Genomic DNA, 17,044 nt, shown 5'->3' with positions numbered 1-17,044 from the left:
CCGCCGGCACAGCTTACGCCGCCTTCACCTTGGCCTTGCGCGGAAGGTGCGCCACCACATTCTCGATCATGCGCATGCCCGCGTCCTGGCCCAGCGTCATAATCGATTCGGGATGGAATTGAACGGCCGCCACCGGCTCGCTTTCGTGCTCGATGGCCATGACCACGCCATCCTCCGTCTCGGCGGTGATCACGAATTCCCCGGGTAGACGCGCCGGATCGGCGAAGATGGAATGGTAGCGCCCGACCGTCACCTCGTTCGGCAGGCCGGAGAAGACAAGGCTGTTGCCGCCCACGCGGATGCGCGAGGGCTTGCCGTGCACCGGCTCGTGCAGATGGCGCAACTGCCCGCCATAGGCCACCGCCAGCGCCTGCAGGCCGAGGCACACGCCGAAGATCGGCAGCGAGCGCCCGCGGGCCTTCTTGATGGTGGCCGTGCAATCGAAGTCCTCCGGCGTGCCAGGGCCGGGCGACAGCACCACAAGGTCCGGGTTCACCCGGTCGAACACGCTGTCGGCGACGGGCGTGCGCACCGTGACGACCTCGGCGCCCGTCTGGCGGAAGTAGTTGGCCAGCGTGTGAACGAAGGAATCCTCGTGGTCGACGAGCAGGATCTTCTTTCCTTCGCCGACGCGAGCGGTTTCTCTCGCCTCGTTCGCCATGTTCGTTTTCCCTGCCTCGCGAATGGCCGAAAGCATGGCGGACGCCTTCAGTTCCGTCTCCGCCTCCTCTTCCGCGCCATCGGAATCGAATAAAAGGGTGGCGCCCGCGCGGACTTCGGCAATACCGTCCTTGATGCGGATGGTCCTCAGCGTCAGGCCTGTGTTCATGTCGCCGTTGAAATGCACCATGCCCACCGCCCCGCCGTACCAGGCGCGCGGGCTCTTCTCGTTCTCCTCGATGAAGCGCATGGCCCACAGCTTCGGCGCGCCGGTCACCGTCACCGCCCAGGCGTGCGACAGGAAGGCATCATAGGCGTCCATGCCCTCCCGCAGCCTTCCCTCTATATGGTCCACGGTGTGGATAAGGCGAGAATACATCTCGATCTGGCGCCGCCCGATCACGCGCACCGAGCCCGGCTCGCATACGCGTGACTTGTCGTTGCGGTCGACATCGGAGCACATAGTCAGCTCCGACTCGTCCTTCTTGGAGTTCAAGAGTTTCAGGATCTGCTCGGAATCGGAGATGGCGTCGTCGCCGCGCCTGATCGTGCCGGAAATCGGGCAGGTTTCCACGCGCCGTCCCGACACGCGCACGAACATCTCCGGCGAGGCGCCGATGAGATACTCCCGTTCGCCCAGATTGATGAAGAAGGAATAGGGCGACGGGTTGATCTGCTTCAGCCGCCGGCAGATGTCGGACGGGCGGTTTTCGCAACGCTCGAAGAACATCTGGCCGGGCACCACCTCGAAGAGATCGCCGCGGCGGAAGCTCTCCTTGGCCTTCTCGACCAGCTTGGCATATTCGCCGGGCTGATGGTCGGCGCGCGGGGGCACGCGGTCGGCAGGCTGGAACGGCGCCACACGCCCCTCGCGCGGCATGCCTTCGGTGGCAAAATCCGCACCCGCATAGTCGTAGCGGTCGTGCCAGGCCTTGGCCGCGTGGTGGTCGACGACGAGGATCTCGTCGGGCAGGTAGAGCACGAGGTCACGCTGGCTCTCGGGCCTTTCCAGCCGCAACCCGACGGGATCGAACTGGAAGGCGAGATCATAGCCGAAGGCGCCGTAAAGGCCGAGATTGCTGTCGGCCTCGGTGTGGAAGAGGTCGGTGACCGCCCGCAGCACCGTGAAGACGGAGGGAACGCGCGAGCGTTCCTCCTCGGTGACGATCTCCGTCGGTTCGGCCACTTTCAGCGCCAGGCGACGCTTCGAGCGCTCCGTCACTGCGACCTCCGCCAGCGCCTCGACCGCGCCGGCGAGCATCGGCAGCATCGCCTCGCCTCGCCGGTTCAACGCCTCGATCTTCATGTCGCGGCCACGCGCGGAGATGGCGATGGGCGGATCGATGATGGCCGTATCCCAGCGCGTATAGCGGCCGGGATATTCGTAGTTCGAGGAGAAAACCGCGCCGCGCCGGCTGTCGAGCGCATCGATATAGGTATCGATCGCGCCGCTGTATGACGTCTCCGTGCGGCTGCGCACGACCGTGACGCCGCCCGCCGTGACGAACCGCTCGGCTCCGCTTTCCAGGGTTTCCACGCTCATCTTGTGCTCCCGTTTGAGGTGCCGCCGGGAGGCCCGATCATGAAAATGGCCGCCCGGTTTTCACCTGCGGCCATCGTCGAAGTTGCACACGAATGCTACGCCGGCCGCTCTCAGCGGGCCCGCCACCAAAGCTTCGTGTCTGCAACCATGCTCATGCATTCTCCATAGCGGCGAAAGGCGGGCAGCGCAACTCTTTCCTTAACGCGCGCCGCCGCGCCGGCGCGCCCGGCGGCGCCAGAACTGGAGGAAGGCGACGACGAGCCAGGTGAAGCTCGCCCAGGCCACGCCCAGGGCCCAGCCCGCCGCGACGTCGCTCGGCCAGTGCACCCCCAGATAGACGCGGCTCCAACCGACGATCACCGCGACGAAGAGCGCCACCGCGACCACGTAGATCTGCACGCGTATGTCGTCGAAGAAGCGGATTACCAGCGCGGCCAGGGTCAGATAGGCGACGGTCGACATCATGGCATGCCCGCTCGGGAAGCTCGCCGTATGCACCTTGTCGAGATGATCGACTAGGTCCGGCCGCGGACGGGCGTAGAATTCCTTGAAGAAATGCGACATCAACGCCCCGAGCGCGACCGACAACACCAGATAGACGGCGGGACCGTAGCGTCGCGTGACGACGAACAGGCCGGTGACGGTGGCCAGCGCCAGAATGATGAGCGCGTAGCCTCCGAGTGCGGTGAGTTCCAGCGCCGTTTCCTGAAGCCATGCCGGCCCCAACGGTACCGCCGGGTCCGTGTCGCTGCGCATGGCAAGGAACAGCTGCTCGTCGAAGGCACGAATCTCGCCTTCCGCCACCTCGTCGGCAATGGACAGAAAAGCATAGAGCCCGAGAGCCAAGACCATCAGCACGACGACCGGTGCCACCGCCTCGCGCCGCTGTTTCATTCCTTCGACCAGTCCGGTTACCGTTTCGCTTATCCCTTTGTCCCTGAAGGTCATTTCGCCTCCTTATTCGCGTGCGCTTGAAAATGGTGCCGCCGCGACAAATGTCCTTTACATTGGCTTGTTCATAATCCGGGTCCACAGGAGCACCCCTCGTTATGAGATGGTCCTTCAGCATCGGCAAATTCGCGGGCACGGTCGTGCGTGTCCATATCACCTTTTTCCTGCTTCTTATCTGGATCTGGTTTATGCACTACCAGATTGGCGGCATGGCTGCCGCCTGGGAGGGTGTCGCCTTCATCCTCGCGATCTTTGCCTGCGTTGTGCTGCACGAATTTGGCCATGCGCTGGCCGCGCGCCGCTACGGTATTCGCACGCCGGATATCACGCTTCTGCCGATCGGCGGCCTTGCCCGGCTCGAACGCATGCCGGAGGAACCGAGACAGGAACTCTTCATTGCCGTCGCGGGGCCGATGGTCAACGTGGTGATCGCCGCGATCATCTTCGTCGCGCTCGGAGGCACGGCCGGCATCGAGCAGATGCTGCAGGTGGAAAATCCGCGCGCCGACTTTCTCGTGCGGCTGGCCGGCGTCAACGTCTTCCTCGTGTTGTTCAATATGATCCCGGCCTTTCCCATGGACGGCGGGCGCGTGCTGCGGGCCTTGCTGGCGACGCGGTTGAGCTGGGCGCGAGCCACGCAGATCGCCGCCAATATCGGCCAGGGGCTCGCATTCCTGTTCGGCTTTCTCGGGCTGCTTTACAATCCGCTTCTCATCTTCATCGCCATCTTCGTCTATCTGGCGGCGGCGGCCGAAGCGCAAAATGCGCAGATCCGCGACGTCGCCAACAGTGTTCTGACGGGCGATGTTATGGTGACCGAATTCACCACGCTCGACCGCTCGGCCACCATCGCCGAAGCCATCGACCGGCTGCTCGCCACGACGCAGAACGAGTTTCCCATTCTCGATACGCGCGGCCGCATGGACGGACTTCTCACGCGCAACGACATGATCGCGGCCTTGAAGGAAACCGGCCCCGATGCGCCGGTGGTCAGTGTCATGCGCACCGGCCTGCCCTCCGTTCACCGGCGCCAGAGCCTCACTGAGGGCTTCCGCCTGATGCAGGAAAAGAGCGTCCCCGCGGTGGCCGTCGTCGACAGCGAGGGTCGTCTCGTCGGGCTTTTGACCCACGAGACCATCGGCGAGATGATGATGGTGCGCTCGGCCATGCCGGAAGGGTTTCGCTTCGGCCGGCTGAGACGCCAAGCGCCCCTGCCTCCCCGGCCTTGACATGGCTGAAGCCCTGCCCCACCTTTCGATTATGGAACGGCATCTGCGATCCCCCTTCTTTCTTCTTCGGGTGTGTCCCATCGCGGGACACTAGCCCCGGGGTTCGGTGCCATGCGCCTCCGAACCGCGGGGGTGCAAGAAAGTCTGCCCGTCACACGGGCGCGGCGATTTCAGATTCCAGGCGCAATCACAACAACATTGAAGGGCCGGCAGCGCCGGCAGCACTTGGATATGACCACCATGCGGAAAAAGACCGGGCGCAAGCCCAAGATCACGCTGTGCAGAACCGATCACGACCGCCTCCTCGGCCTTGCCACCGCGATGGAGGATCGCGACCCCGCGCTTGCGGAAACGATGTTGAGCGAGCTCGAGCGCGCCCGCGTGGTCAAGGACAATGCCCTGCCGGCAACGGTGGTCCGCATGGGCTCGAGCGTGACCTACACCGCCGACGACAACGATCCCAAAACGGTGACGCTCGTCTTTCCGGCGGAGGCGGACATCGCCGAGGGCAGGGTTTCGGTAACCACGCCCGTGGGCACCGCGCTCATCGGTCTGTCTGCCGGCCAGTCCATCAACTGGACCGCCCGCAACGGCCAGATCCACCGTTTGACCATCGTCGAGATTCGCCAGCCGGAGGAAGAGGCGGGCTGACGACCCTCAATTTCGGCTGATGCGGCCGGGCATTGCCCGGCCGCAAACGCGATGTCAGGTGTGCTTCAGTCCGTCGTCCAAATCACCTCCAGTAACCCGGCCGCCGTCAGTAGAGCCACGCTCTCATGCTGTCACACCGCCATCGATGGCGATCGAGGCGCCGGTGATGCCGCGACCGCCCTCACCCGCCAGATGGACAATCATGGAGGCGATGTCCTCGGGCCGTCCGTAGGTGCCGAGCGCCATGAACGCGCGCTCGTTATCGGCCCCCTCGCGGTCGGCAGGGTTCATGTCCGTGTCGGTCGATCCCGGATCGACGACGTTGACGGTGATCCCGCGCGCGCCGACGTCGCGGGCAAGCCCCTTGGTAAATCCGATCAGCGCGGATTTGCTGGCCGCGTAGAGCGTGAAGCCTGGACCGGGCACCCGCCATGCCAGCGAGGAGCCGATGGAGATGATCCGTCCGCCCGCCTTCATGTAGCCCAACGCCGCCTGGGAGGCGAGGAAGACAGCGCGGACATGGATGGCAAGCATGCGGTCGATCTCCTCAGTCGTCACCGCCTCGGGCGGACCGTAGGCGAAGATTCCGGCATTGTTGACCAGGATATCCAGCCCGCCGAAAGCACGCGCCGTCTCGTGCACGGCATTCACCACCGCCTCGCGGTCGGCGCTATCCGCCTGGACCGCCAGGGCGCGCCGGCCCGCCCGCTCCGCGTCCCGCACCACCTCCTGCGCCTTCTCCTCGGCGTTGACGTAGGTGATGGCGACATCGGCGCCGCGCGCGGCAAGTGCACGCGCCGTGGCCGCGCCCATTCCCCGGCTGCCGCCGGTCACCAGTGCCGTCTTTCCGAGCAGATCCTGCATGTCCGCCTCCTTTTAGATACCGATTGGTACGTAAATGCTTATTGCGCTTGCGGAGACCGGTCAAGCGATTTATTTACACAGCGGTACAAAAGAGGAAACCGACATGGCTGAACGCGGACGGCCGCGTGCATTCGACCGCGATGAAGCGCTGCGGCGCGCCATGGTGCTGTTCTGGCAGCGTGGCTACGACGGAGCTTCGCTCGGCGAACTGACGGAGGCCATGGGCATCAACAGGCCCAGCCTTTATGCGGCCTTCGGGTCCAAGGAAGCGCTGTTTCGCGAGGCGGTCGCGCTCTACGACGCCACCGAAGGGGCGCCGATCCAGGAGAAGATCGAGCAGTCACCGACAGCTCGGCAGGCGGTCGAAGCCGTCCTGCGGCACAATGCGCGCGCCTATGTACGCACCGATGTACCCCGCGGCTGTCTGGTGGTGCTCGCCGCACTGATCGGAACGCCGGAACACGAAGATCTCAGGTGCTTCCTCAAGGAAAACCGCAAGGGCGCCGAAGACTATCTGTGCCAGCGCATCGCCCGGGGCATCAGCGATGGCGATGTCCCCGCGACCGCGGATCCCGCGGCGATGGCCCGGTTCTACACAACCGTGAACCAGGGCCTTTCGATACAGGCCAGGGATGGCGCCTCCATGGAGGTGCTCGATAGCGTCGTGGACGCGGCCATGGTTGCCTGGGACGGGCTAACGGCCGGCACGCCTTCCACGAAGAGCACCGCCCGTGCGGGTCAGAACAATCCCTCGATATAACCCTGTTCGTTAAGGAAGATGCGCTCGGCCGAAGGCGTTTTCGGCAAGCCGGGCATGGTCATGATCTCGCCGCAGATGGCAACCACGAAGCCGGCGCCCGCTGCCAGCCGCACCTCGCGCACCGGCACCACGTGGCCGGTCGGCGCCCCGCGCAGATTGGCGTCGGTGGAGAAGGAATACTGCGTCTTGGCCATGCAGACGGGCAGATTGCCGTAGCCCTGATCCTCCCACTGCTTGAGCTGGTTGCGCACGCTCTTGTCGGCGATCGCCTCCGAGCCCCGATAGATGCGCCGCACGATCGTGTCGATCTTCTCGAAGAGGGGCATGTCGTCGTGGTAGAGGGGCGCGAACTGAGACATGCCGCTCTCTGCGAGTGCCGCCACCTTGTGCGCAAGCTCCTCCGTTCCGGCAGAGCCGTGGGCCCAGTGGCGGCAGACGACAGCCTCCTCGCCTTCCCCCGCCACATAGGCCTGCACGGCTTCGAGCTCGGCCGGGGTATCGGTATGAAAATGGTTGATGGCGACGATGGCCGGCACGCCGAACTGCTTCACGTTCTCGATATGGCGGCCGAGATTGGCGCAGCCCTTCTTCACCGCCTCGACGTCTTCCGTGCCGAGATCCTCCTTCTTGACGCCGCCATTCATCTTAAGGGCACGCACGGTGGCCACGATGACGGCGGCGGCCGGCTTCAGCCCGGCCTTGCGGCACTTGATGTCGAAGAACTTCTCGGCCCCCAGATCAGCGCCGAACCCGGCCTCGGTCACCACGTAGTCCGCCAGCTTCAGCGCGGTGGTCGTGGCCATGACCGAGTTGCAGCCATGGGCGATGTTGGCGAAGGGGCCTCCATGCACGAAGGCGGGATTGTTCTCCAGCGTCTGCACGAGATTGGGCTGCAGCGCGTCCTTGAGCAGCACCGCCATGGCGCCGTCCGCCTTGATGTCGCGGGCGAAGACCGGGCTGCGGTCGCGGCGGTAGCCGATGATGATGTCGCCGAGGCGCCTTTCCAGGTCGCGCAGATCGGTCGCCAGGCACAGGATCGCCATCACCTCGGAGGCCACGGTGATGTCGAAGCCGGTCTCGCGCGGGAACCCGTTGGCCACGCCCCCGAGCGAGCCGACGATCTGCCTGAGCGCCCGGTCGTTCATGTCCATGACCCGGCGCCAGGTGACACGGCGGATGTCGATGTCCTCGGCGTTACCCCAGTAGATGTGGTTGTCGATGAGGGCGGACAAAAGGTTGTGGGCCGACGTGATGGCGTGGAAATCGCCGGTGAAATGCAGGTTCATGTCCTCCATGGGCACGACCTGGGCGTAGCCGCCGCCGGCCGCCCCGCCCTTCATGCCGAAGCACGGACCGAGGGAGGCTTCGCGAATGCAGACTGCGGCTCTTTTGCCGATGCGGTTCAAACCGTCGCCGAGCCCGACCGTGGTCGTGGTCTTTCCCTCACCCGCCGGCGTCGGGTTGATGGCAGTGACCAGGATGAGCTTGCCGTCGCCGTTCCCCCGGGCTTGCGCGATAAACTCGGCCGACACCTTCGCCTTGTCGTGACCGTAGGGCAGGAGATGCTCCGGCGGAATGTTCAGCCTGGCACCGACCTCCTGGATCGGCCTCTTGTCCGCCGCACGGGCGATTTCGATGTCGGATTTCACTTCGGCCATGAGCGTCTCTCCCCCGATTGCCGTTGGCGAACCTTTGCTGCCACACCCGCCCTCGTCAGGCAATAAGCCGCGTGCTCTCGCGCGGCACGGTTCCGTATAAGGCGAAAACTGCACGAATTGCGACAACAGCCCCGAAGCCCGGCACCGGACAGGCGCAATCGCCTTCTTTCCGCTTGCGGCGGGCCCGAAATGGTGCTTGCGTTTGAATAAAGCGTCGAAGCCGGTTAAACGGCGGGCACACACAAAAGCATGGTGAACAACTTTCAAGGGGAGAACATCCATGTCACCGACGAAACGCGTGGTCGCCGGCCTCGCCCTCTTCCTGTGCGCCGCGCCCGCCTTTGCCCAGGAGCCGGCCGAGTGCCGCACGATCACTTTCTCCGATGTCGGCTGGACCGACATCACCGCCACCACGGCGACCGCTTCCGTGGTGCTGGAAGGCCTCGGCTACGAGCCGGAGACGCAGGTGCTATCCGTGCCGGTCACGTACGCCTCGCTGCAGAACAAGGACGTGGACGTCTTCCTCGGCAACTGGATGCCGACCATGGAGGCCGACATTGCACCTTACCGCGAGGACGGCTCGGTGGAGACGGTCGTCACCAACCTGGAAGGCGCCAAATACACGCTCGCCGTCCCGCAATACACCTATGACGCCGGTCTCAAGAGCTTTCAGGACATCGCCGAGTTCGAAGACGAGATCGACGGCAAGATCTACGGCATCGAGCCCGGCAACGACGGCAACCGTCTGATCCTCGACATGATCGAGAACGACACCTTCGGTCTCGGCGATTTCGAGCTGGTCGAAAGCTCGGAGGCCGGCATGCTCTCCCAGGTGCGCCGCGCCGTGCAGCGCGAGGAGCATATCGTCTTCCTCGGCTGGGAGCCGCATCCCATGAACGCGAACATCGATATGGCCTATCTGGAGGGCGGCGACGACATCTTCGGCCCGAACTACGGCGGCGCCACGGTGCACACCAATGTCTGGGCCGGCCTCACCGAGGAGTGCCCCAATCTCGGACAGCTTCTGGAGAACATGGTCTTCTCGCTGGAGATGGAGAACGAGATCATGGGTGCCATCCTCGACGAGGGACAGCAGCCGCAGGCTGCCGCCGCGGCCTGGCTGAAGGAGAACCCGGAGACGCTGGAACCATGGCTCGAGGGTGTGACGACCGTCGAGGGCGACGACGGGCTGGAGGCGGTCCGGGCGCATCTGGGGCTTTGACGAGGAGCCGTGGGCGCCGCACCGGCGGCGCCTTTTTCCGCCCGACTGTAAGCAGCAGGAAAACCGCTTAGCCCATGGATTTCTTAGCCCAGTGGATTGCAGCCTGGAAAATCCCCATCGGCAGATGGGGTCGCGAATTCTTCGATTTTCTCACCACCAATTTTTCCTGGATCTTCGACAATCTGGCAGACGGTCTGGCGACCGTGCTCGACGGCATGGCCGGTTTCCTGCTCTGGCTGCCGGCAAGCGTCGTCGTCCTGGTGATCGCCGCAGGGGCTTATGCGCTGCAGCGTTCGTGGAAGCTGGCGATCGGCGTGCTCGTCGGCCTGGCCTTCATCATCAACCAGGGCCTGTGGGCGGAGACGATCGAAACGCTGGTGCTGGTGGTCGCCGCGACCACCGTTTCCATGGCCATCGGCATTCCCGTCGGCATCTGGGCGGCGCACAACGAGCGCGTCTACCAGTTCCTGCGGCCGGTTCTCGACCTCATGCAGACCTTGCCGACCTTCGTCTATCTGATTCCGGTTCTTATCCTTTTCGGCCTCGGGGCTGCGCCTGGGTTGATCGTCACGGTGATCTTCGCCTCGCCCGCACCGATCCGGCTCACCTATCTCGGCATCACCTCCGTCCCGAAGCCGATGCTGGAGGCGGGCCAGGCCTTCGGTGCGACACGAAACCAGCTGTTGTGGAAGGTGGAACTGCCGGCCGCCCTGCCCTCCATCATGGCCGGATTGACCCAGTGCATCATGCTGTCGCTTTCGATGGTGGTGATCGCCGCGCTGATCGGCGCCAACGGGCTCGGCAAACCGGTCGTGCGTGCCCTCAACACCGTCAACATTCCGCTCGGCCTTGAGGCGGGGCTCGCCATCGTGATCCTGGCGATCATCCTCGACCGGATGGCGCGCATCGGTCGGGAGATCGACCGATGAACCCGGCCGTCGATTTCCGCGCCGTCGACATCATCTTCGGTACCGACAAGGAGCGCGCGGAAGCGCAGCCGCTGGTCGACCGGGGCGCAAGCCGCGAGGAGATCCTGGAGAAGACCGGCGCGGTGCTTGGCTGCGCAGGCTGCGACCTGACGGTGGAACGCGGCGAGATCTCCGTTCTGATGGGCCTTTCGGGATCGGGAAAATCGACCCTCCTGCGGGCGGTCAACCGGCTCAACAAGGTGTCGCGCGGCGAGGTGATCGTTCGCGACGGCGACTGGTCGGCCAACGTCGTGACGTGCTCGGACGTGGAATTGAGAAAGATCCGCCGCGAATGCGTGGCCATGGTGTTCCAGCAATTCGCGCTCCTGCCCTGGCGTACGGTGGCCGAGAATGTCGGCTTCGGGCTGGAGCTATCAGGCCTTCCGGCGAAAGTGCGCAAGGAGCGCGTGATGGCCCAGCTCGAGCTGGTGCATCTGGAAGACTGGGCCGGCAAATACGCCCATGAGCTTTCCGGCGGCATGCAGCAGCGTGTCGGGCTCGCCCGCGCCTTCGCCACCGAAGCGCCGATCCTGCTCATGGACGAGCCCTTCTCAGCCCTCGACCCGCTGATCCGCACCAAGCTTCAGGACGAGCTGGTCGAGCTTCAGGAGCGGCTGAAGAAGACCATTATCTTCGTCAGCCACGATCTGGAGGAAGCGCTCAAGATCGGCAATCGGATCTCCATCATGGAGGGCGGCCGCATCGTCCAGACAGGCGCTCCCGAAGACATCGTCCTGCGGCCGCAGAACGATTATGTGCGCGACTTTATCGCCAACGTGAATCCGCTTTCCGTGCTGACGGCCTGGAACGTGATGCGCGATGCCCGCGACCTGGAGAACGCCGGCGAACACTGGCTGTGGCTCGACCGCCGGCGCACGACACGCTTCCGATTCGACGAGAACATGCTGGTGATCGACGCCGAGCGCGACGGCAAGCCGGCCATCTGGGTCTCCTGCGACGATATCGAGACGCTGTCGGAGGACAAGCCCAAAGTCTATTGGGCGCGCGCCGGCACGCCGTTGAAGATCGTCATGCAGGCCATGCACCAGTCGCAGACCGCTCCCGTGGCCCTGTTCGACGACGCATCCCGCTTCGTCGGCGCAATCGGCGTGCGCGACGTGTTGAAGGCGATCGTGCGCGGCAGTCCGGCCGAGCTGCCCTGATCCGCCACCCTCCGACTGTCCAGCGATTGTGCTAAGCCGTCGCGCGTTCCGGTCCCAGGTAGCGCAGCGCGCAGTCTTCGAAACCGAGTGCCGTCACCGTTTCGGCGATCTGCGCCCGCAGCCATGCGTGTTGCAGGTCGTCGTCGGCGCGTACGTGCCAGTACATCTCGAACTTGAGAAACGGCATGGGAACCGGAACGCGATAGATCGCCAGGTCCAGTCTTTCGGCCACCGCCTCGGCGAACTGACAGGGCATCAGCGCGACGAGATCGCTGTCGGCGGCGGCCTGCGCCGTCGCCTGGAGATGCGGCAGCGCGAGAGCGGCGCGCTGCCCCAGGCCTACCGACCGCAACGCTTCGACCGCACAGCCGGTCTCGCCGCCATCGAGCGAATAGACTGCAAACGCGCATTCGCGAAACACGCTTGAGGGCAGCAATTGTCCTTCTGCCGGGACCAGTCCCCGCAGGCGGGGATTGTGCCGGCTGGTAACGGCGACGAAACAGGATCGGAAGAGCCGCGCGCGCGAAATCCAGCCCGGAACCTGTGAGAGATATTCGAGAACGACATCGACGGTGCCCTCTCGCAGAAGCTGAACCCCGTCGCCACGGCTCGCATCGATCAATCTCAGGCGGACACCGGGTGCATGTGGAGCAAGCGCGGCGGCAAATTTGGGCATGAAGAGCATCGAGAAGAAATCCGCCCCGAGCAGCGTATAGCTCCGTTCCAGCCTCTTCGGTTCGAGCATCGAGTAGCGGGCGAAGGCCGCTTCGAGCGTGGCAAGGGCCTCACTGACCGATTCTGCAAGAGCGGCCGCGCGCGTGGTAGGCACCATCTGCGCGCCGGCACGAACGAAAAGCTCGTCATGGAAGGCATGGCGCAGCCGGCCGAGCGCAGCACTGACGGCAGGCTGGCTGAGCCCGATGCGGGCCCCGGCGCGCGTGACGCTGCGCTCCTTGAGCAAGGCGTCGAAGACACGCAGAAGATTGAGATCGAAGGAATTCAAGTTCACGGAGTGCTCCACCCGCAATGACGGCCGGCACTCCCGGTCCCCCTGCCCGCCGCCCGGCAAAAATCCATGCCGTCAATGGCCTGCATAATGACATTCGATTTCCCGCCGCGCGAGTTAGCCATTAATCTTATGCGATTGGATAAAATAGGGGCAAAACACATGCCGACCGTGGCACAGCATTTCTTCAAGACGGCGATCGTCTTCCTCATCTTCGGCATCGGCATGGGGCTGTACATGTCCATATCGGGCAATCACAACATCATCGGAGCCCATGCACATACCAACCTGCTTGGGTGGGTGACGATGGCGCTGTTCGGTGTCTATTACGCGCTCAACCCGGCCAAGGCGGCAGGGCGTCTTGCCCGTATCCAGTACGGTGTCTACACGACCGGCGTGGTCGTGCTCACTCCGTCACTGCTCTTCATGCTGCTCGGCAACCCGGCGCTGGAGCCGCTGGTGGCGATCAGTTCCCTCGTCACCTTTGCCGGTGTGCTGCTGTTCGGATTGGTGGTCTTCGCCAGGGAGCAGCCGAGTACCGTGCGCGGCATGCGCTCGCCCGCCTGATCTTAACCGGGAAACACCCCTTGCCAAATTCCCGGCCGTCCGGCATGCCGGAGCCATGGCAAAGACCGACCCGATCCTCGAAACCAATGCCGAGGCAATCCGCCTGGCGAAGACGCTCCTCCGCACCGCCCGGTTCGGCGCCCTTGCAACGCTCGATCCGGCAGACGGCGCGCCGCAGGTCACACGGGTGGCGGTGGCCACGGGCATGGATGGCGCACCGCTCATCCTGGTTTCCGCGCTTTCGGCGCACACCCGGGCACTCGAAGCCGATCCGCGCTGCTCGCTGCTTGTCGGCGAGCCGGGCAAGGGCGATCCCCTCGCCCATCCGCGCCTGACGCTGAAGGCGCGGGCGGACAAGCTGGCGCGTGACACGGATGAACACGCACACGCCAAGCGCCGCTATCTGAACCGTCACCCCAAGGCCCGTCTCTACGCTGATTTCGCGGATTTCGCCTTCCACCGGTTGAGCCCGGAAGGCGCGGCGCTGAACGGCGGCTTCGCCCGCGCCTACCGGCTTGACCGCGCCGACGTCGTCACCACGAGCCCGGCGAACGAGGCACTCGTGGAGATGGAACAGGGCGCGCTCGACCACATGAACGCGGATCACGCGGACGCCGTTAAGAATTACGCCGTTGCGCTGGCTGGCGGGACACCCGGCAAATGGTCGCTGACGGGCATCGACGCCGACGGCATCGACCTCGCCAGGGGCGATGAGGTGCGCCGGGTCTTCTTCGACGCGCCGCTGGAAGAGGCGGCGCAGATGCGCCCCGTTCTGGTCGCCATGGCGAAGAGGGCGCGCGGCGCCTGATTGAGATGCCGCGCGACCTCATCCCGATCGACGACCCCGACGACCCGCGCATTGCCGCCTATCGCGACATCCGCGAGCGCGATCTGGTCGGCCGCCAGGGCCGCTTCGTCGCCGAGGGCAAGGTGGTCTTGAGCGTGCTGTTCTCGACGGCCCGCTTTGCCGCCGAATCCGTTCTTCTCCGGCAAAACCGCGTGGCCGGCATGGACGATCTCCTGACGCGCATCCCGGCGGAAGTGCCTGTCTATGTGGCCGCCGGTCCGGTGATGGATGCCATTGCCGGCTTCCCCATGCATCGCGGCGTGCTGGCGATCGGCCGCCGCGCGGTCGAGGAAAACCCCGACACGCTCGTTTCGCGCCTGCCCGAAAAAGCCCTCGTGGTCGCCCTCGCGGGAATCGCCAATCACGACAATATGGGTGCGATCTTCCGCAACGCCGCCGCCTTCGGTGTCGATGCCGTGCTTTTGGACGGGCACTGTTGCGATCCGCTCTACCGCAAGGCGATCCGCGTTTCGGTGGGCGCGGCACTGAAGGTGCCCTTCGCCCGCACATCAAGCACCGAAACGCTCGCCGCCACGCTTGCAGCGCACAGTTTTGCGATGCTGGCATTAAGCCCCGGAGGGACGCGCGAAATCACCGAGGTTGCGACCGGGCCGCGAACGGCGCTGCTGCTCGGCGCCGAAGGTCCCGGGCTTCCGCCGGCTCTCCTCGAGCGCCTGCCGACGGTGCGCATCGCCATGCGCGACGATTTCGACAGCCTGAACGTCGCCGCCGCCTCGGCGATTGCACTGCATCACCTGTGGCGGCCCGATAAATAAGATAGCCCTATTCGGCCGCCGGCGAACCCCGGCGCAAGGCGCGCACGCGCTCGGCGAGGCTGGGCGGCCCGGCTCCGACGCCGTCGTCACCGCCCGGCGGGTCTTCCGACAGCGCTTGATCGATGGGGGAATCCGGGCCTTCGAGCGCTGCCGTGATGTTAACCACCTCCGCCGCCAGGCTGGAAATCTGTTCGCGCAGTTCCTCCTCCCCCTCTCGGTCGGGCGTATTCGCGCCGGCCGCGATCTCCGTGCGCAGTTTCTTGTTCTGCCGCATCAGCGTCGCCAGACGCGAGCGCAGCCGCTCGATTTCCGTCCGCGCGCCGGAGGCTCCGTTCAAGCCGTGGTCTTGCGGCAGGAGAGCCGGCGCGTCGGCCGCAAGCTCCACCGCTCCGGCCTCTTCCCGTCCCTCGTCGATACCGGCCAGCGGAATGCCGTCAGGCCCGGTTTGCCCCTTCCCGTCCCTGATCTTTTGCTTCAAGCGCGCAATCTCCCTTTCGCGCCGTTCCAGCCGCTCGTCACGGGTGGAGAGATTGGTCATCATGCGCTCGACCTTGCGCTCCAGATTGGCGGCACGTTCCCGTTCGACGCGCAAGGCTTCCTCGAGCTGCCCCTTCTCGGCCACCGCATCCCGCATGGCGCGCTCGGCCTCCTTGCGCTGGGCGCGCAGGGTCGCATTCGCATCCTGAAGGCGCTCGATGTCCGCCTCACGCGCCACCAGCTCGATCTGCCGGCTGCTGGACGTCAGGCTCGCCTCCTCATAGAGGCGTGAAAGCTCCTCCACCTCCTCCACTTGCCTTTTCAGCGCCTGCCTGTCTTCGGCAAGCCTTGCCCTCAGCGCCTCTATCTCCCGCTCGCGTTCGGAAAAGCGCTCCGACAATGCCTCGCGATCAGCCTCCATTCGGCCGATGGTCTCGTCGCGTTCGGCGCACGCCTCCTCCAGGCGCTTGATCTCCTCGCGCTGGAGATTGATCTCCACCAGATCTTGCGCGGCCTTCTGCTTGATCGCCTCCGCCTTCATCTCCAGCCGCCGCATGGCCATAGCGTGCTCGGCCCTCAGCGCGTCGACCTGCGCCTCCAGTTCCTCGCGCGACATCGGCATGGACGCTTCCATGTGACGGCGCATGTGAATACCGGCACGGCGCCACAAGGCGGGCGCCACCGAGAGCGCGAGAATCGCCGCGACGAGAAAACCGAGAGCAAAGGACAGGACAGTCTGGATCACGGGGCAAATCCGTCGCCGATAGATCCGCTACTGTGCCACGACCCGCAGCGGCAAATCCAGTGTTGCGATAGGCGGAGGGCCCCACCGAAAGAGTGATGCCAAGGCCCTCGGCACCAGCCCTTCGCTTAGAAGGGGTTCCATGTCGGCCGGGCCGTCATCTTCAGATAGCCCAGATTGACCCCGAGACGGGCGCCGACGCCCGTGCGGATCGGCACGATGAGCACGTCGTTGTTCTTCAACACGTTGAAACCGAGCCCGGCGACCAGATAGGCCGACCCTGCCACGCCGGCGAAACGACGGTAAAGGTCGTCTATAGTGTTGAGATTGTAGACGAGCACCATGACGCGCGAGCCCTGGGCGCCGAAGTCCCAGCCCACCGAAGGGCCTTGCCAAAAAACCGCATGGTCGCCCGCATTCTTGGTGTAAAGCGTCCCCTCGCCATAGGTCAGGCCGCCGACGATGGCGCCGGAGCCTTCCTCGCCGAGGACATAACCGTTGGGCAGGCCGTAGGCGGAGAAGATCTTCTCCACCGCCGTCGCGAGACCGCCAGTGGTGGCGCCGAAGAAGTTGCTGCCGGCCTCGACGATCTCCTCCATCGAGTAGCCCTCCTGCGCCCGTGCGGAGGACGCGGGCAGTATGATCGCGGCGCTCAGGATCGCCAGCAGCAGAACGGCAAGATGCGCTTTCAGGCGGCTGAAGAGGCTGATTGGCATCATCGTTTTCATCTCCATTGTGACGCGATGGCACGTGCGAACTGCATTGCCTCTCGGGCACCCCGCATGTCCGATTACGGAAAATGCGATTCTAGGCCGTAATCCTTTTTCAACCATTAACCCGCATTTCTCATTCTCCCGGCGTCCTGACCGTCTGCCCCATTTCCGCTGCGGTCCGCGCCGCTTTGTTGCCGCTAAAGCGCGGGACGTGTACCAACGGCGCAATTGACGACAATGCGATTCG

General features: G+C 64.8%; 16 protein-coding genes. 9 read left to right on the top strand and 7 right to left on the bottom strand.

Annotated elements, in window-relative coordinates:
* Nucleotides 1-13: 13 nt before the first annotated feature.
* Both SIN08_RS11865 and SIN08_RS11860 read right to left on the bottom strand, forming a co-directional pair.
* Nucleotides 14-2,203, bottom strand: coding sequence for an anthranilate synthase (locus SIN08_RS11865; protein WP_322451781.1), 2,190 nt, complete (start codon nt 2,201-2,203; stop codon nt 14-16).
* 198 nt (nt 2,204-2,401) lie between these two features.
* Entirely contained in the window at nt 2,402-3,151 is a 750-nt protein-coding gene (locus SIN08_RS11860) for a phosphatase PAP2 family protein (protein WP_322451780.1), read from the bottom strand.
* Nucleotides 3,152-3,252: 101 nt separating this feature from the next.
* Here SIN08_RS11860 and SIN08_RS11855 point away from each other — a divergent pair, with 101 nt between their 5' ends.
* Nucleotides 3,253-4,383, top strand: coding sequence for a site-2 protease family protein (locus SIN08_RS11855; protein ID WP_322451779.1), 1,131 nt, complete (start codon nt 3,253-3,255; stop codon nt 4,381-4,383).
* Nucleotides 4,384-4,623: 240 nt separating this feature from the next.
* Nucleotides 4,624-5,034, top strand: coding sequence for a nucleoside diphosphate kinase regulator (gene rnk, locus SIN08_RS11850; protein WP_322451778.1), 411 nt, complete (start codon nt 4,624-4,626; stop codon nt 5,032-5,034).
* A gap of 123 nt (nt 5,035-5,157) precedes the next feature.
* Here the strand turns inward: rnk and SIN08_RS11845 are convergent, their stop codons facing one another.
* A complete protein-coding gene (locus SIN08_RS11845; protein ID WP_322451777.1) occupies nt 5,158-5,898 on the bottom strand; it encodes an SDR family NAD(P)-dependent oxidoreductase in 741 nt (246 codons plus the stop codon).
* 103 nt (nt 5,899-6,001) lie between these two features.
* Between SIN08_RS11845 and SIN08_RS11840 the strand changes: the two genes are divergently transcribed.
* A complete protein-coding gene (locus SIN08_RS11840) occupies nt 6,002-6,658 on the top strand; it encodes a TetR/AcrR family transcriptional regulator (protein WP_322451776.1) in 657 nt (218 codons plus the stop codon).
* Here the strand turns inward: SIN08_RS11840 and SIN08_RS11835 are convergent.
* Complete coding sequence (locus tag SIN08_RS11835) at nt 6,637-8,316, bottom strand: formate--tetrahydrofolate ligase (RefSeq protein ID WP_322451775.1); 1,680 nt, start codon at nt 8,314-8,316, stop codon at nt 6,637-6,639. The genes SIN08_RS11840 and SIN08_RS11835 overlap by 22 nt on opposite strands.
* A gap of 280 nt (nt 8,317-8,596) precedes the next feature.
* Here SIN08_RS11835 and SIN08_RS11830 point away from each other — a divergent pair, with 280 nt between their 5' ends.
* The 3 genes from SIN08_RS11830 (at nt 8,597) to choV (ending at nt 11,669) form a co-directional block, all read left to right on the top strand.
* The gene (locus SIN08_RS11830; protein WP_322451774.1) at nt 8,597-9,538 is read left to right on the top strand and encodes a choline ABC transporter substrate-binding protein; all 942 of its coding nucleotides are present in this window, start codon (nt 8,597-8,599) and stop codon (nt 9,536-9,538) included.
* 74 nt (nt 9,539-9,612) lie between these two features.
* Nucleotides 9,613-10,467, top strand: a complete 855-nt coding sequence (gene choW, locus SIN08_RS11825) for a choline ABC transporter permease subunit (protein ID WP_322451773.1) — start codon at nt 9,613-9,615, stop codon at nt 10,465-10,467.
* Nucleotides 10,464-11,669, top strand: a complete 1,206-nt coding sequence (gene choV, locus SIN08_RS11820; RefSeq protein ID WP_322451772.1) for a choline ABC transporter ATP-binding protein — start codon at nt 10,464-10,466, stop codon at nt 11,667-11,669. The genes choW and choV overlap by 4 nt, the downstream gene beginning before the upstream one ends.
* A 31-nt stretch (nt 11,670-11,700) precedes the next feature.
* Here the strand turns inward: choV and SIN08_RS11815 are convergent, their stop codons facing one another.
* Nucleotides 11,701-12,678, bottom strand: coding sequence for a LysR family transcriptional regulator (locus tag SIN08_RS11815; protein ID WP_322451771.1), 978 nt, complete (start codon nt 12,676-12,678; stop codon nt 11,701-11,703).
* 159 nt (nt 12,679-12,837) lie between these two features.
* On the opposite strand from SIN08_RS11815, the gene SIN08_RS11810 reads away from it, so the two are divergent.
* The 3 genes from SIN08_RS11810 to SIN08_RS11800 are packed head-to-tail and all read left to right on the top strand — an operon-like array spanning nt 12,838 to nt 14,865.
* Nucleotides 12,838-13,242 (top strand): hypothetical protein, encoded by a 405-nt coding sequence (locus SIN08_RS11810; protein WP_322451770.1) that lies wholly within the window; start codon nt 12,838-12,840, stop codon nt 13,240-13,242.
* 55 nt (nt 13,243-13,297) lie between these two features.
* On the top strand, nt 13,298-14,050 hold the full coding sequence (locus tag SIN08_RS11805) for a HugZ family protein (RefSeq protein ID WP_322451769.1): 753 nt from the start codon (nt 13,298-13,300) through the stop codon (nt 14,048-14,050).
* A gap of 5 nt (nt 14,051-14,055) precedes the next feature.
* Nucleotides 14,056-14,865 carry an RNA methyltransferase gene (locus SIN08_RS11800; protein WP_322451768.1) on the top strand — a complete coding sequence of 270 codons (810 nt, stop codon included), beginning with the start codon at nt 14,056-14,058 and terminating at the stop codon, nt 14,863-14,865.
* Nucleotides 14,866-14,872: 7 nt separating this feature from the next.
* Here SIN08_RS11800 and SIN08_RS11795 read toward each other — a convergent pair whose 3' ends face one another.
* Nucleotides 14,873-16,087 carry a hypothetical protein gene (locus tag SIN08_RS11795; RefSeq protein WP_322451767.1) on the bottom strand — a complete coding sequence of 405 codons (1,215 nt, stop codon included), beginning with the start codon at nt 16,085-16,087 and terminating at the stop codon, nt 14,873-14,875.
* A 125-nt stretch (nt 16,088-16,212) separates the two neighbouring features.
* Nucleotides 16,213-16,800, bottom strand: a complete 588-nt coding sequence (locus SIN08_RS11790) for a DUF1134 domain-containing protein (protein WP_322452152.1) — start codon at nt 16,798-16,800, stop codon at nt 16,213-16,215.
* Nucleotides 16,801-17,044: the final 244 nt, after the last annotated feature.

The sequence above is a fragment of the Chelativorans sp. M5D2P16 genome (assembly GCF_034427935.1).
GTDB lineage: Bacteria > Pseudomonadota > Alphaproteobacteria > Rhizobiales > Rhizobiaceae > Chelativorans.
This window is presented reverse-complemented; position numbering and strand designations above follow the sequence as displayed.

Coding starts and splice junctions, on each gene's coding strand:
- SIN08_RS11840 (WP_322451776.1), top strand. CDS start 6,002: ATGGCTGAACGCGGACGGCCGCGTGCATTCGACCGCGATGAAGCGCTG.
- SIN08_RS11800 (WP_322451768.1), top strand. CDS start 14,056: ATGCCGCGCGACCTCATCCCGATCGACGACCCCGACGACCCGCGCATT.
- SIN08_RS11790 (WP_322452152.1), bottom strand. CDS start 16,800: ATGCCAATCAGCCTCTTCAGCCGCCTGAAAGCGCATCTTGCCGTTCTG.
- choW (WP_322451773.1), top strand. CDS start 9,613: ATGGATTTCTTAGCCCAGTGGATTGCAGCCTGGAAAATCCCCATCGGC.
- SIN08_RS11865 (WP_322451781.1), bottom strand. CDS start 2,203: ATGAGCGTGGAAACCCTGGAAAGCGGAGCCGAGCGGTTCGTCACGGCG.
- SIN08_RS11835 (WP_322451775.1), bottom strand. CDS start 8,316: ATGGCCGAAGTGAAATCCGACATCGAAATCGCCCGTGCGGCGGACAAG.
- rnk (WP_322451778.1), top strand. CDS start 4,624: ATGCGGAAAAAGACCGGGCGCAAGCCCAAGATCACGCTGTGCAGAACC.
- SIN08_RS11830 (WP_322451774.1), top strand. CDS start 8,597: ATGTCACCGACGAAACGCGTGGTCGCCGGCCTCGCCCTCTTCCTGTGC.
- SIN08_RS11810 (WP_322451770.1), top strand. CDS start 12,838: ATGCCGACCGTGGCACAGCATTTCTTCAAGACGGCGATCGTCTTCCTC.
- SIN08_RS11860 (WP_322451780.1), bottom strand. CDS start 3,151: ATGACCTTCAGGGACAAAGGGATAAGCGAAACGGTAACCGGACTGGTC.
- SIN08_RS11805 (WP_322451769.1), top strand. CDS start 13,298: ATGGCAAAGACCGACCCGATCCTCGAAACCAATGCCGAGGCAATCCGC.
- choV (WP_322451772.1), top strand. CDS start 10,464: ATGAACCCGGCCGTCGATTTCCGCGCCGTCGACATCATCTTCGGTACC.
- SIN08_RS11845 (WP_322451777.1), bottom strand. CDS start 5,898: ATGCAGGATCTGCTCGGAAAGACGGCACTGGTGACCGGCGGCAGCCGG.
- SIN08_RS11855 (WP_322451779.1), top strand. CDS start 3,253: ATGAGATGGTCCTTCAGCATCGGCAAATTCGCGGGCACGGTCGTGCGT.